Source organism: Enterococcus raffinosus (assembly GCF_019175485.1).
Lineage (GTDB): Bacteria > Bacillota > Bacilli > Lactobacillales > Enterococcaceae > Enterococcus_A > Enterococcus_A raffinosus.
This window is the reverse complement of sequence record NZ_CP072889.1, coordinates 752,972-766,050: the sequence shown is the minus strand read 5'-3', so window position 1 is coordinate 766,050 and position 13,079 is coordinate 752,972. Positions and strand designations below refer to the sequence as shown.

At 40.6% G+C, this 13,079-nt stretch carries 18 protein-coding genes; 11 read left to right on the top strand and 7 right to left on the bottom strand.

Features of this window, described 5'->3' with window-relative positions:
- The first annotated feature begins 12 nt into the window (after positions 1–12).
- Positions 13–621, top strand: a complete 609-nt coding sequence (locus J9537_RS18315; RefSeq protein WP_060789463.1) for a PD-(D/E)XK nuclease family transposase — start codon at positions 13–15, stop codon at positions 619–621.
- 267 nt (positions 622–888) lie between these two features.
- On the opposite strand, the gene J9537_RS18310 is transcribed toward J9537_RS18315, so the two are convergent.
- Both J9537_RS18310 and J9537_RS18305 read right to left on the bottom strand, forming a co-directional pair.
- On the bottom strand, positions 889–1,035 hold the full coding sequence (locus tag J9537_RS18310) for a hypothetical protein (RefSeq protein WP_187373415.1): 147 nt from the start codon (positions 1,033–1,035) through the stop codon (positions 889–891).
- Positions 1,036–1,066: 31 nt separating this feature from the next.
- A complete protein-coding gene (locus tag J9537_RS18305; protein ID WP_028021079.1) occupies positions 1,067–1,384 on the bottom strand; it encodes a YrhK family protein in 318 nt (105 codons plus the stop codon).
- 624 nt (positions 1,385–2,008) lie between these two features.
- Here J9537_RS18305 and J9537_RS18300 point away from each other — a divergent pair.
- Together J9537_RS18300 and J9537_RS18295 are read left to right on the top strand one after the other, a co-directional pair.
- Positions 2,009–2,419 carry a DUF4430 domain-containing protein gene (locus tag J9537_RS18300; RefSeq protein ID WP_028021080.1) on the top strand — a complete coding sequence of 137 codons (411 nt, stop codon included), beginning with the start codon at positions 2,009–2,011 and terminating at the stop codon, positions 2,417–2,419.
- The gene (locus J9537_RS18295) at positions 2,382–2,972 is read left to right on the top strand and encodes an ECF transporter S component (RefSeq protein WP_035019879.1); all 591 of its coding nucleotides are present in this window, start codon (positions 2,382–2,384) and stop codon (positions 2,970–2,972) included. The genes J9537_RS18300 and J9537_RS18295 overlap by 38 nt, the downstream gene beginning before the upstream one ends.
- 161 nt (positions 2,973–3,133) lie before the next feature.
- Here J9537_RS18295 and J9537_RS18290 read toward each other — a convergent pair whose 3' ends face one another.
- The 5 genes from J9537_RS18290 to J9537_RS18270 form a co-directional block, all read right to left on the bottom strand.
- A complete protein-coding gene (locus J9537_RS18290) occupies positions 3,134–3,712 on the bottom strand; it encodes a DUF2922 family protein (RefSeq protein ID WP_028021082.1) in 579 nt (192 codons plus the stop codon).
- Positions 3,713–3,759: 47 nt separating this feature from the next.
- The gene (locus tag J9537_RS18285; protein WP_028021083.1) at positions 3,760–4,143 is read right to left on the bottom strand and encodes a hypothetical protein; all 384 of its coding nucleotides are present in this window, start codon (positions 4,141–4,143) and stop codon (positions 3,760–3,762) included.
- A 67-nt stretch (positions 4,144–4,210) separates the two neighbouring features.
- Entirely contained in the window at positions 4,211–4,423 is a 213-nt protein-coding gene (locus tag J9537_RS18280; protein WP_028021084.1) for a DUF2922 domain-containing protein, read from the bottom strand.
- Positions 4,424–4,515: 92 nt separating this feature from the next.
- Positions 4,516–4,644: a hypothetical protein gene (locus J9537_RS20890; protein WP_376713211.1), complete on the bottom strand. Its 129-nt coding sequence runs from the start codon at positions 4,642–4,644 to the stop codon at positions 4,516–4,518.
- 381 nt (positions 4,645–5,025) lie between these two features.
- Positions 5,026–5,946, bottom strand: coding sequence for a sugar-binding transcriptional regulator (locus J9537_RS18270; RefSeq protein ID WP_028020810.1), 921 nt, complete (start codon positions 5,944–5,946; stop codon positions 5,026–5,028).
- Between the two features lie 160 nt (positions 5,947–6,106).
- On the opposite strand from J9537_RS18270, the gene J9537_RS18265 reads away from it, so the two are divergent.
- The 8 genes from J9537_RS18265 (at position 6,107) to arsC (ending at position 12,423) form a co-directional block, all read left to right on the top strand.
- Positions 6,107–6,943: a class II fructose-bisphosphate aldolase gene (locus J9537_RS18265; protein ID WP_028020809.1), complete on the top strand. Its 837-nt coding sequence runs from the start codon at positions 6,107–6,109 to the stop codon at positions 6,941–6,943.
- 18 nt (positions 6,944–6,961) lie between these two features.
- Positions 6,962–7,657, top strand: a complete 696-nt coding sequence (locus J9537_RS18260; RefSeq protein ID WP_028020808.1) for a triose-phosphate isomerase — start codon at positions 6,962–6,964, stop codon at positions 7,655–7,657.
- Between the two features lie 4 nt (positions 7,658–7,661).
- Entirely contained in the window at positions 7,662–8,180 is a 519-nt protein-coding gene (locus J9537_RS18255) for a YjbQ family protein (protein WP_010744056.1), read from the top strand.
- 175 nt (positions 8,181–8,355) lie between these two features.
- Entirely contained in the window at positions 8,356–9,321 is a 966-nt protein-coding gene (locus J9537_RS18250) for an alpha/beta fold hydrolase (RefSeq protein ID WP_060789456.1), read from the top strand.
- A 159-nt stretch (positions 9,322–9,480) separates the two neighbouring features.
- Complete coding sequence (locus tag J9537_RS18245; protein WP_028020806.1) at positions 9,481–9,828, top strand: ArsR/SmtB family transcription factor; 348 nt, start codon at positions 9,481–9,483, stop codon at positions 9,826–9,828.
- The gene (arsD, locus tag J9537_RS18240; RefSeq protein ID WP_028020805.1) at positions 9,806–10,183 is read left to right on the top strand and encodes an arsenite efflux transporter metallochaperone ArsD; all 378 of its coding nucleotides are present in this window, start codon (positions 9,806–9,808) and stop codon (positions 10,181–10,183) included. The genes J9537_RS18245 and arsD overlap by 23 nt, the downstream gene beginning before the upstream one ends.
- Positions 10,184–10,218: 35 nt before the next feature.
- Positions 10,219–11,943 carry an arsenical pump-driving ATPase gene (gene arsA, locus J9537_RS18235; protein WP_060789464.1) on the top strand — a complete coding sequence of 575 codons (1,725 nt, stop codon included), beginning with the start codon at positions 10,219–10,221 and terminating at the stop codon, positions 11,941–11,943.
- 75 nt (positions 11,944–12,018) lie between these two features.
- On the top strand, positions 12,019–12,423 hold the full coding sequence (arsC, locus tag J9537_RS18230; RefSeq protein ID WP_028020803.1) for an arsenate reductase (thioredoxin): 405 nt from the start codon (positions 12,019–12,021) through the stop codon (positions 12,421–12,423).
- Positions 12,424–13,079: the final 656 nt, after the last annotated feature.

Here is a 13,079-nt window from a genome sequence, read left to right as displayed (position 1 = left end):
TTGTTCAAAAAGATGCTGACATCCGAAGATTCCTCGCATATTCTAAAAGCTTTTGTCAAAGATTTGTTAGGTATAGAATTCAAGACCCTGAAGCCAAAAGAAACGTACCATATAAACAGCTATAAGAAATCCTACGAAGAAACCGATATCTTTCGGACCGAGGTAGATATTTTTGATGATGGCAGTCATACGACGATCGAATGTCAGATTCAGTCGCACGCGTTTTTCCATGAGCGCTCTGTTTTCTATTTGTCAGAAGCGTTTCGTTCTCCTTTTGGCAACCAAGAAGCTACAGAAGTAGAGAAGAAAAATAATTTTTCAAGCCTGCGGCCAGCTTATGGTATCAATATCATAGATTTTCATCTATTTGATATACAGGAACAAGCTTTGCAATTGTTTCGATTGTTGAACGAAGAAACCTACCGATCATTCTTGAATAAAGACAACAAGGAGCTGCTGATGCTGTGCTTTTTAAGCTTGAAAAATCCGCATATCGATAAACAAAGTGCGGGATATCATTGGCAATATTTCTTAAAAACTGGCGAAACAAAAAACGATGCCCCCGATTATATCCAAGAAGCCAAAAGAAAAACCGATTTCTTAACATTGGAAAGCGAGTAAAAAGAGATGATCATGAAAATCAATAAGTCTAAAGCTATCCATGATGCAGTATTCGCAACGGCGATTGAAGAAGCAAAGGAGCAAGGTGCAAGGGCGTGAAGAAGAACGTCGAATCCTTGCAGTTAAATTGTTGAAAACAGGACTAAGTATAGAGCAAGTTTCTGAGGTTACGGGACTGAACATTGACTTACTTAAAAAATTAAAAAGTGAATAAAGGTAATAGAACAGCGGGCCATCTAAGCAATAAAATGGTCCGCTGTTTTATTACTACCGCGCATGCAGCCACCTATGTAAAAACTGAGAAATAAGGATAATGACGACTATTCCGATGATCGCGGACAATAATGAGTGCTGTCCGAATAACAGCCAAAGGACAATCGCGATGATTTCCAGACCAAAGATTAAGTAGTTCATAATATAGCTCCTTTTTCTGAGCAGAGGGACATCACATGTGAGCATCGTTTTTCTTTTTTTCAGCCTTCAGATCATCGTAAATGAAAATATTTTTGATAATCCGAAGAATCGGTCGAATCGTTAGAAAGATCGAGCCCGCTAAATAGAAGTACATGCCGATTCGATCAGGAATGGATGTCAATGCGGCCACGCTGCCGATAATGTAAAAGAACCCCGTCAGCAAATCAACTGTCAGCGAAAGAATCGTGTATCTATTTTGAAAATAAAGCCGAAATCGCTTCCCCTGAATCTCAATATCTTCTTCAAGAGCCGCCTCGACTTCATGGGCTTTTCGTTCTATTTTTGGCATGTCAGTTATCAAACCCTTCAAGATTTTTTAGTAATTGATCATTGTACTATCAATTCAGTGAAAGAGTAACTATTCTGCCTATTAAAACAGAAGGTACGTAAAAGAATCCTGAAGCAACCTTGAAACTTACATGCGTTGCTAAACTTTAGTGACACATAGATGAAAACAACCTCAACAAATGTGGGTCTTTAAGAAGCTGTCTTTTCCCAAGCGTATTTTATTATTCATGGAAAACGAGAGAGTAAATGAAGAGGCGTCGAGACATAAAGGCAAATTTTTCCTATTTCGTATTACTTATTTGTTTTGTCTCGCAAAATAACATAAGATTGTCACAATAGTGTTTCTTTTGAATACTATATCTGTTATTTTGAATGTAGGGAAATTCGTTTTCTTCGTTTATAGAAGCACTTTGCGAGTAAAAAATAGAATAAAATTCAATCAGCTGCTAGGAAAAAGGTGAGATTCCTTTACAGTCCCTTTCTACTGTGATGCATAAAGCAAAGTCAGACACTACTGTTGATTGATAAAAACAAGCAATATCAGGGTCGTTTGTTTCAACAGTAGTTTTAGGACGCCCGATAAAATTGGGTGTCTTTTTTTTTAGAATTTAAGGGGGATTGACGCATGAAAAGAAGAAATTTGGTTTTTGCATTATTATTGAGCTTGCTGTTATTTAGCGGATGCGATTCAAAACAAGCGGGGTCAACGGATACGTCTCAATCAACAGAAAAGGTCGCAGCCAGCAGCGAGGAATCAGCGGCAAAGACGAGCATTACCTTGCTGGACGGGGAAAAAGAACTGTCGAAAAAAGACCTGTCATTTAAGGATGGCGATTCCTTGTTTGACGTGCTAAAGGAAAATTATTCGATTGAAGATGATGAAGGGATGATCACCGCGATTGATGGACACGCGCAGGATGCCAAAAACAATAAATACTGGGTATTCACGATCAATGATGAACAGGTAAATGTAGGAGCAAAAGACGCGAAGTTGAAGAATGGCGATCGTGTGGTGTTCAAGCTTGAACAATTCTAGTCGAAGCATCTATTCCACCTTTTCATTAGGTGTGAAGGAATTAAGTCTGCTGTCTATGATGGTTGCCTTGTGTGTGGTTAGCCGGACTTTTTTTCAGTTTATCGTGAATGTGCAGCCGGTTACCGCGATCCTATTGATCATCACTATTTACTGGGGATCCTATCAAGGCTTGATCGTCAGCATTCTATCTATTCTTATTACCAATTTTTACATGGGGATGGGCGTTTGGACGATCGCTCAGGTCGCTACGTACTTCTTGCTTATTTTGCTAACGAGTTTGCTAAAAAGAGTTCCTAAGTTTAAGGCGAGTATCCTTTTACAAGCTATTTATGCTGGAATCACTGGGTTGCTTTTTGGGTTCTTTATTTCACTAATTCAAGCCCCGTTTCTTGGAATATCGGCTTTTCTACCTTATTATTTAGCAGGCATTCCGGTGGATTTGATGCACGCTGTTGGGAATATCGTCTTCTATCTACTGCTAACCCCTGTTATGAAGCGCTTGTTGGTCCAAACCATTCAGAGGTGGCGGAGGGAAAGTAAACATCATGGATAAACGCATTGAGTCTTTTTAAGGCTCAATGCGTTTTCTTTTTGATGAACAAATCTTGAGAAAGGAAATTTTCATTTTTTGTCGAAGGCTCCTTCAATGTTCAAAAAAGAGTTCAAAAAATTGATCAAATGACCTACGCTTAATTTATTTGAGAAGGGCAGAATTTAGTTTTGGGAATGGTTCTGTGATTGGGGTGGTCCTTCTTTGTTTCGATGCTTCTTTCCACGAAGCCAAGACAGTAGACGCTGGCGTGTCCTTGTGTTTTCGGCAGAAAGCAGCGGCGGCTGAAGATACTCTGGAGGGAACGCAGGCTCGGCACAGGCAGTATTGTCTTTAAATGATGTGTGTTCATGTTTTAGTATTGTTGGTTCTATTAATGAATGTTGGCGAATTAGCTTGTCTGCGGGTGCTTTTGCTGTCTCCACAACGGTATTTTGTACGTGTTCAGCTGGTGTTCGCTGAGCTGTGTTCGTGCCTCTGCACAGGGACTCGGAGTCGTCTGTAATTTTATAGGCTTCATTGGTAGTATCAAAAATCTCAGTTTCTTTGGTAGTAATGATCTTGGCTGTCACCACGGAATCAAATAGTTTTACGCCATTTTCTTCAAAAATATCCAACGTCGTTAAGAGTTCGCAAGCTTCTTTGATCACTGGCATTGGCAGATCATTCTTTAGATTGTTATATTTCCAGTCATGTGTTGCGCCCAGACCGTTGGTAAAGGTCGCCACTAAATCCTGTCTCATAGCCTTAGTTTCCTTTCTCAAATTTTTTTTGCGTAGGTGATCTTCTATCAAGGTTCATTTGTTTCATCGGGACGGACTTTTGAGATTAAGGAACGGACAAGAGACACGGCTTTTTCACCAAAGTTACGGACTAAGAAGGTTCTCATTTTTAATGCTTGCCACTCAGGTGCCATGAAGTAATCTTGAAAGTAGTAGAAGAAGCGCTTCATGGTACGAGTAGCTTTCGTATTCATAAAAATCTCACGGACAAGATCTTTTAGAATGAAGGCAAACTCTTCCGCACCCAGCTGGTGCCGTATTTTCAAAGTGAGAATGTATTTAATCGTTAGGCTGCTGTTTTGTGTACTGTAGTAATACTCTTTGATACGTTTTTCTAGGGTTGTTGATTTCAAATGGAACAACTGGCGGTACGAAAGGGTTTGTTCATTCATGGGATATTGTCCTCCTTTTTCTTTAGTAGAGGGTGGCGGCTAAGCCGCGCCTCCTCAAGTTAATCAATTAAAAAATAATTGTTTCGACAGTTTCGACGTACTTGGCGCTAACGACTTCGTTATACAACTTTTCGCCGTCCTTATTGAACAAATGTAGCAACGTCATTTTTTCTAAGATACTACGAACATCCTCTGGCGCTTTGCCATCTCCTGGATTTGGGTAGCTCCAGGTTTGCGAACGTCCGCTACTGGTTTTAAAGATCGATACAAGTTTTTTCATCTAGTTTCCTCCTAATTTTTGGTCACGCGAGATTGGCTGGTGATGATCACGCCATCTAACAAGGTGCCGTCTTGGTCTAATTCCGTCATGATTTACCCTAGTTTGATGATTTCTGCTTCTTCAGGGTTTTCCACAACGTTTGAAAAAGTGACTTTCTTTAATTTTTCCACTCCTGGGATAGACAAGTGGACTTGTAGTTTGGTGCTTAGTTTTTGGATCATGTTCATTCCTCCATGTTTTGATTTTTGTTCCGGCCGGTGACTTAACGATAAGGCACAAAACAAAACTAGGTCAAAACCGCGAAAATTACATTTAGGGGTCAATTTTGCAGGGGCAGCGACTAATTTTTTTTGAAGAATCCTGATTTCATCGTCTTTTGAAAAGCAGAAGCGCCAAATACCCTGCAAAATTCAGGGCCAAATGCAGAATTCGGCACTTTGACAACGAAGAGGGGTGTATGCTTAGTCGGTGGATGTTAATTTAGCAATGTTTTTCGTGTGAAAGGACCTGGGAAAATTTTTGAAGATCAAGAAAATAGGGAGTTGCTTTCCATTCAGCTTAATATTTTCTTAATAGTTAATGAACCACAAAAAATCGCTGAACTACAAAAGTTCAGCGATTTCTTCATCAATGATTAAGTCGGTAATAAAATTCATTTTCAGTAAGGTATGAACACTTTCAGCCTTTTCTTTTCCAGTTGCAACGATCGCGACACGAGGAATCTTTTGAATATCCTTCAGCTCAATGCCTAGGAGACGTTGAGAGAAGCCTTTTTTTAACGGAGTGCCGTCCGCAGTAAAAATCGTACTGCCAATATCTCCGATCGCGTGCTCTCTTTTTAGAAGCTCGGCCTCTTCCTCTGAAATATATTTCAATTTTTTATAGGTAGAGGAGCGGATCGGGTCACTGACACCAAGGATGGCGAGATCTACTTTCTTTCCTTCTTCGATCACGTCCTTGATTAGCTCTGTGTGAAGCAACGTTTTCTTCATTTCTAAGGTATCCGCAATTGCAGGTGCGTAAAAATAAGAAACATCGCACTTGTATTTTTCAGATAGGATAAAGGCTAAATGATTCGAATGGAACCGCACTTCTGAGAGTCCGATCCCTCCGATTAATGGGGTAATTTTTAAATGGGCCAGATTTAGCAGATTGGCCTGTTCGACATATTCATAAAGAGTGGAGCCCCAGCCGATTCCTAACTTATCGATGGATTCCAGCATCGGTTCGATCAGATCGACACAGAGCTTTCCGGCTGCGGCCTTCATATTTTTCTGTGATTTTGCGGCGATCTTAATGTTCTTCAGTCCGTACTTTTCCAGCAGTCGTTCCTGCAGCTTCAGTAGATGCAGTTCACTGTGTTGGATCGTTATTTTCACGACGCCTTTTTCTTTGGCTTCATGCAGCAAAGAAGCGACGGTGGGGCGTGAAATACTCAATTTTTTTGCGATGTCACTTTGTGTGGCTTCCTCTTCGTAATACATCACAACAGCCTTTAACATTAAATCCTCTCTATCTAGCATTTCCGTAAACCTCCTCGTCCATCACGTAACATATGTTCCGATACGAAATTTTTTATATCAAATGATATCTCTAAATGTCATTGACTTTTCTACTTAATGATACTACACTTTTTACAAAAGTAAATACTGATTTACAAATGTAAAAAAGGAGAGGGTTCTTTTGTTAGTAAACTCGAAAGAAATGCTGCTACAGGCAAGTAAAGAAGGCTATGCAGTACCTGCAACAAACTTTATCGACCTGGATTCTGCTCGGACGTTTGTCACTGTGGCGGAAAAATTAAATAAACCATTGATGCTGCCATTCGCACAAGCCCACAAAGAGTTAATCTCGTTGGAGGAGGCTGCGCTAATCGGCAAGTATCTGGCTGAAAAGGTTTCTGTCCCAGTAGTTTTACACTTAGATCATGGCGAAGATTTTGATTTCATTAAACGCGCGATTGACTTGGGCTTTACTTCTGTCATGATCGACGCTTCGAAGGAAAGCTTAGAGGACAATATCAAGATCACTAAAAAAGTCGTGGAATACGCCCATCAAAAGAATGTGACAGTGGAAGCGGAATTAGGCCATGTAGGTGCTGGCACGAATTATGAAAACCACGAAACCACCGATTCGATCTATACAGAGGTCAAAGATGTGCAACGCTTTATCAAAGAGACGGACGTCGATTCCTTAGCCATCTCAATTGGAACCGCTCACGGCGCGTACAAGGGGACTCCCGTCTTGAACTTCGATCGCTTAGCGGAGATTAAAGAAATAACGGATGTACCATTGGTGCTGCACGGCGGCTCTTCATCCGGCAATACGAATTTGAATCGTTGCGCCTTAAACGGTATTGCGAAGATCAATATTTTTACCGATTTCCTTAACGCGGCCTATAAAAAGAACATGGATAGTAAGCCAAAAGATTATTTAGAAATGAAACGGCTTTCGAACGAAGCGATGGCGGAGACGTTAGCGTCCTGCTATAAAGTTTTTGCGACAAAGAGTGTAAATTAAAAAAAGAGGTGAAAAGAAATGACCCACAAAATTAAATCCCCATTTTTCGTCTTCAATCCAAAATCCTATCTCTATGGGGAGGAATTAGTAGCATTAGCCAAACGCGCCGATGAGCTAGCGGTGAAGCATCCCGAATGCTCCATTCTGGTAACGGTTCCTTTCGCAGATATCGCTGCGGTGAAGAACGCCACCGAAAATATCATCGTTACGGCGCAGCATATGGACGGGATTTATCCTGGGCGAGGCATCGGGCATGTCCTGCCTGAGTCCATCTATCATGCAGGAGCACGGGCGGTCTTCTTAAATCATGCCGAACGTCCGATGACCGTTGCTGCATTAGCGCAATCAATCAAACGAGCAAAAGAGCTAGGCATTCAAACCATCGTCTGCGCAGATTCAATCTCCGAGGCAAAAGCTGTAGCTGTTATGGGGGCAGAGGTCATTTTATGCGAACCAACAGAGCTGATTGGTACAGGAAAAACCAGCGACAGCAGCTATATTGAACAAACAAATCAAGCGATTAAAGAAATCGATGACACGATTTTAGTGATGCAGGCAGCAGGAATCAGTAAAGCGGAGGATGTCTATCGCACGATTGAATTAGGCGCCGATGGAACAGGCTGTACCAGTGGAATTACCAATGCCGATTCCCCAGCAGAGATGCTGACGGATATGGTGGAAGCCTTAGTAAAAGCCTATAAAGAAAGAGGTTAAAAAAATGACAGTAAAACATGAACAACTATCCCTTGACACTCAAGCAGGGAAAGTCACGTATTTAGATATCACGCTGCAGCTAAGAAAAGCCATCAAACAATCAGGAATCAAAGATGGTTTTTGTGCGATTACCACTCCGCATACGACCTGTTCAGTGATTTTCGAAGAATATGTACACGATAAAGACTGGAAAGGCGACGAATTCCTGCAAGTCGATCAGAATCGAATCTTAGATAAGTTAGTCCCAAGACAATACACAGAATCGGACTACTTATATCCCGGACCAGCCCACGTGGAATTCTTAAAGGACTTGGCCGCAAAAGACCCAAATTACTTGCCAGACCCAGTCTCTATTTTAAACGCCGATGCCCACATCAAAGGATCTCTATTTGGCGCCAGCGAAACAGTGATCATCAAAGATGGTGAACCATTAATCGGTTCGGTCGGCTATATGTATTTTGTTGATTGGGATCAAAATCGCGAACGGACACGGACCTGTAATTTAATGATTATGGGGGAATAAGTCTTATTGAGGAGCACTGATGGTAAATTGCTGTCAGTGTTTTTTTTGCGTACTCGTTATTAGGTGATTGTTCAAGCAACATTGTAGACCGCCACGAATACACGTATACTAATGGGTAAAAGAAAAGTGTCGGTAACAAAGGAGCCACGAAAAGAAGTGGGGAGAATGAAAAGCAATGTTGGAGGAAAAAATTTTTATTGAGGTCAATGGGACTCAACAGGGAATGTTCTCACAAAGTAAACAGACAGAAAATCCGGTCTTACTATTCTTGCACGGAGGTCCCGGTTCACCTGAGATTGCCTTTACTCAGGATTATCCGACAGGGTTAGAAGAAATATTTACCGTTTGCTGGTGGGAGCAACGAGGCAGCGGGATATCTTATCAAAAAGATACCACAAAAGAAAAAATGACAATCGAGCAAATGATTGCCGATACACTTGTGGTAACAGACTATTTAAGAGAGCGCTTTTCTAGGGAGAAAATCTATTTAATAGGGCATTCCTGGGGAACCCTGCTTGGCATGTTGACTGCTCAAAGAAGACCAGAATTATTTCAAGCCTACATTGGGATCGGCCAAATGAGTCATCAGCTAGAATCAGAACGGCTAGCGTATTCATACATGCTGGATGAATATCGGAAGAATAAGCATCAAAAAATGATCAAAAAGCTCGAAAAATTTTCCATCGATCAGGGTGGAGAAGTGTCTACTGCGTACATTTCTGCAAGGAGCGCAGGGATGATGAAGCTGGGAGTTGGTTTCATGCGCAATTGCCGATCAAGTATGAAAATTGGCAGCATGCTAATGCGGTTCAAAGGGTACACATTGAGGGAAAAGGTTCAATTTATGCGGGGCAACTCCTTTGCGTTAAACTGTTTATGGGATGAGATCATGACTATTGATCTAGCCAAAGAGGTACCTGAATTAGCGATTCCAGTCTATATTCTTCATGGCCGTTTTGATTACCAAGTCTCCTACGCCCTTGCCCAAAAATACGCTCAGAAGCTTAAAGCGCCAATGGTTGGTTTCTATACCTTTAATCATTCCGCTCACAGTCCTTGTTTTGAAGAAGCAGAGAAAATGTGCAAAATTTTGCGGGAAGACGTTTTACAAAATCGGATCACGTTAGCGGATCCTCTTTAGCGTGCCATTGAGCTGATAGCAGAGATTGAAGATTTATCAAGCAAAAGGAGAGCCCGGGTATGTCTAAAGTAAAAACAGCAGGACAGAAACGATTGACAATACATAGATGACTGTCTATATTATAAACATAGATGATCATCTATGTAAGGAGGAACACGAATGAACTATGATGAAATGTCTAAAACGCTAAAGGCACTTGCTGATCCGAAACGTCTTAAAATCGTTGATCTTTTGTCTTGTGGTAGTTTATGCGCTTGCGATATCTTGGATCATTTTGATTTTACTCAACCAACCCTATCACATCATATGAAGGTGTTGGAAAAAGCTGGTGTTGTCCTCGTGACTAAAGAGGGAACGTGGCACCATTATCAATTGACGGATCGTTTTGTTGATCAATTTATGGGTTCAATGATGCAATTATTTTCAGCAAAAGAGGATTGCATTTGTAAAAAAATAAACTGTGATTGTAAAGGAGAGAAAAATGATGAAAAAATTGGAACTATTTGAACCAGCAATGTGCTGTTCAACAGGGATTTGCGGTCCCTCTGTGGATGAGGAGTTGTTGATGGTCACTTCAGTGTTTGAAACATTTGAAGGGTTGGATTCAATCGACGTGTCACGTCATAATTTAACCAGTGATCCGGATGCGTTTGTGAACAATCCTACAATATTGAAATTACTTCAAGAAAAAGGGAATGATATTTTACCTGTAACCCTGCTAGATGGAAAAATTGTCAAAGAAGGCTCATATCCTAGCTTAGAAGAATTTGGAAAATACGGAGATGTGCATTTTGTGACTCAACCAGCAAACAATACAGGCGGGTGCTGTGGTGGAAACAGCGGAAATGAAGGCTGTTGCTAATGGCCTTCTCCAAAACAAACGAAGGAGGAGATGGCATGCGCCAATACATTCCCCAAAAATTGGGATTAACTAAATATCTGTTTTACACTGGAAAAGGCGGTGTCGGAAAAACAACGACGGCCTGTGCCACAGCGACTTCATTGGCGCAAGAAGGCAATCAGGTCATGTTGGTTAGTACCGATCCGGCTTCAAACCTGCAGGATGTCTTTCAAACCACTTTAACCAATAAACCGACAGCGATTGAAGGAATAGATCATTTGAAGGTAGCGAACTTTGATCCAATAACTGCTGCTGAAGAGTATAAGGAAAGTGTTATTGGTCCCTATCGTGGGCTTCTTCCTGATAGCGCTTTACTAAATATGGAAGAACAGCTTTCAGGCTCTTGTACCGTGGAGATTGCGGCGTTTAACGAATTTGCTAACTTTTTGACTGATGGAGAAGTTGCAGATCAGTTCGATTATGTCATTTTTGATACGGCACCGACTGGCCATACATTAAGAATGCTCCAATTGCCTTCTGCTTGGAATAATTTTCTTGATGAAAACACGACAGGCGTTTCCTGCTTAGGTCAGTTATCCGGGTTAGGTGATAAAAAGGACATGTATGAAAAAGCTGTCGAAACCTTGAGCGATGCTGCCCAAACGACCTTGATCTTAGTTGCTCGTCCGCAATCTGCTCCTTTGATTGAAGCAGAGCGTGCATCAGAAGAATTGTTGAAATTAGGCATTAAAAATCAAAAGTTAGTTATCAATGGCTTATTAGAATCTCATGATGACGCTATTTCCCAAGAGATTTATAGAGAGCAGCAGAATGATTTGAGTACTATGCCAGACGCGTTAACTAAATTCGAAACCTACTACATCCCCCTTAGACCATATAATGTCACAGGGATAGAGAAGCTCCAATTGCTATTAAAGGATCAGCAGCCTGCTATTGTGGAAGAAGAGCAAGAACATGCTGAATTCCGTAATTTGGATGCAATTGTCGACGCGTTTATTCATACAAATAAAAAAATCATTTTTACCATGGGGAAAGGCGGAGTAGGCAAGACCACGATCGCCATCAAAATTGCTGAGAAGTTCGCACAATCAGGCAAGAATGTTCATTTGGCTACGACGGATCCAGCCGATCATCTGAATCTATTTTTATCAAAGGATTTACCTATTTCAATTAGTCACATTGATGAAGAAAAGGAACTAGCAGCCTATAAAGAGGAAGTGCTTACCAAAGCTCGTGAGACAATGAAAGCAGATGATGTTGCCTACGTTGAAGAAGATCTACGCTCGCCTTGTACACAGGAAATTGCAGTATTCCGAGCATTTGCGGAAATTGTAGACAAAGCGGAAAATGAAGTGGTTGTAATTGACACAGCGCCAACAGGACATACCTTACTTTTACTAGACTCTACTCAAAGCTATGCAAAGGAAGTTGAAAGAAGCTCTGGAGAAGTTCCCATCGCCATTCAAAAATTATTACCGCGACTTCAGAACAAAGAAGAAACGGAAGTATTGATGGTCACCTTACCAGAAACAACGCCTGTCTATGAATCAATGAGGTTGGATGAAGATTTGGAGCGTGCCAAAATTGCCCATACCTGGTGGCTAGTGAACCAAAGCATGCTGGCAACGAATACGCAAAATGCTATTTTGAAAGCCCGTTCCTTCAATGAATTGGAATGGATCGAAAAAGTTTCAGATCTTTCAAAAGGAAAATTCGCTGTTGAAGAATGGCAACCAAACTTTAGCCCATTAAGGGTATAATTTTTAGCCTATACATAGACGTTTGTCTATATATAGGTTTCTTGATGACGAGTAATTAAATGGAGGAAAGCAGTAATGAAAAAAATTTATTTCTTGTGTACGGGTAATTCTTGCCGCAGTCAGATAGCGGAAGGGTACGCGCGCAAACTTTTGCCGAAATCAGATTTTGAGATCAGAAGTGCAGGGATTGAAACCCATGGCTTAAACCCTAGAGCCGTAAAGGTAATGGCTGAAGATGGAATTGATATTTCTAATCAGACATCTGATTTGATAGATATGGATTATTTTGCAAAGGCAGACTTGATCATCACCCTTTGTGGAGATGCAAAGGATAAATGCCCGACCATACCTAAGGATGCTGCCCATGAGCACTGGGACTTGAAAGACCCAGCGCAAGCCACTGGTTCTGAAGAAGAAATTCTATCTGAATTTAGGAGAACGAGGGATCTAATTAGAGGAAAGATTATTAGTATGGGTTAAACTAAGTGACGCCATACGCTCGTTTTCAATAGAGGCTTGTCTGAGGAATAAAAAGTTAAGATAGTGAATTCTTAATCGGCTACATCTATTTTGTCGATTAGGATCAAAATCGCGAACGGACAGGAACCTGAAATTTTTAATGATTATGGGCGAATAAGCTTGGTTGTGGAGCACTGATGGTTTTTTACCGTCAGTGTTTTTTGTTTGAAATCCACCTGCTTTGTGAGTAGTTCAAAAGAATTTTTAGCCTTGTAAAAAGACCTCTCAAAAGGGAAGAATAGCGATTGGATTATCGGATTTTGAATTTTTATTGTTAAAGGATAAAGAAAGTTTCGTAGATAAAAAAACTTTTAATACGTGTGAAAAAAGAAGCCTAAAAAGAACAATGGAGACGAAGCAATAAAATCAAATGCCTGCGATGAAAATAGTTCGGGTTAATTGTTGCTAGCATAGCTATTAAAGGAAAGCAGAAGGAACAGTTAATTTTTAAAAGAAAAATTAACTTTATGGATGTATTAATTATCTGTAACTGGATAGTTTTGTGGGAATTTAATCTTTGAAGATTACAAATAAATCCTTGAACTATAAAAATAATATATATATAATCAAAATAGTTTAATGAAATAAGGGGCAAAGAAAGCCTAATGGTAATAAGT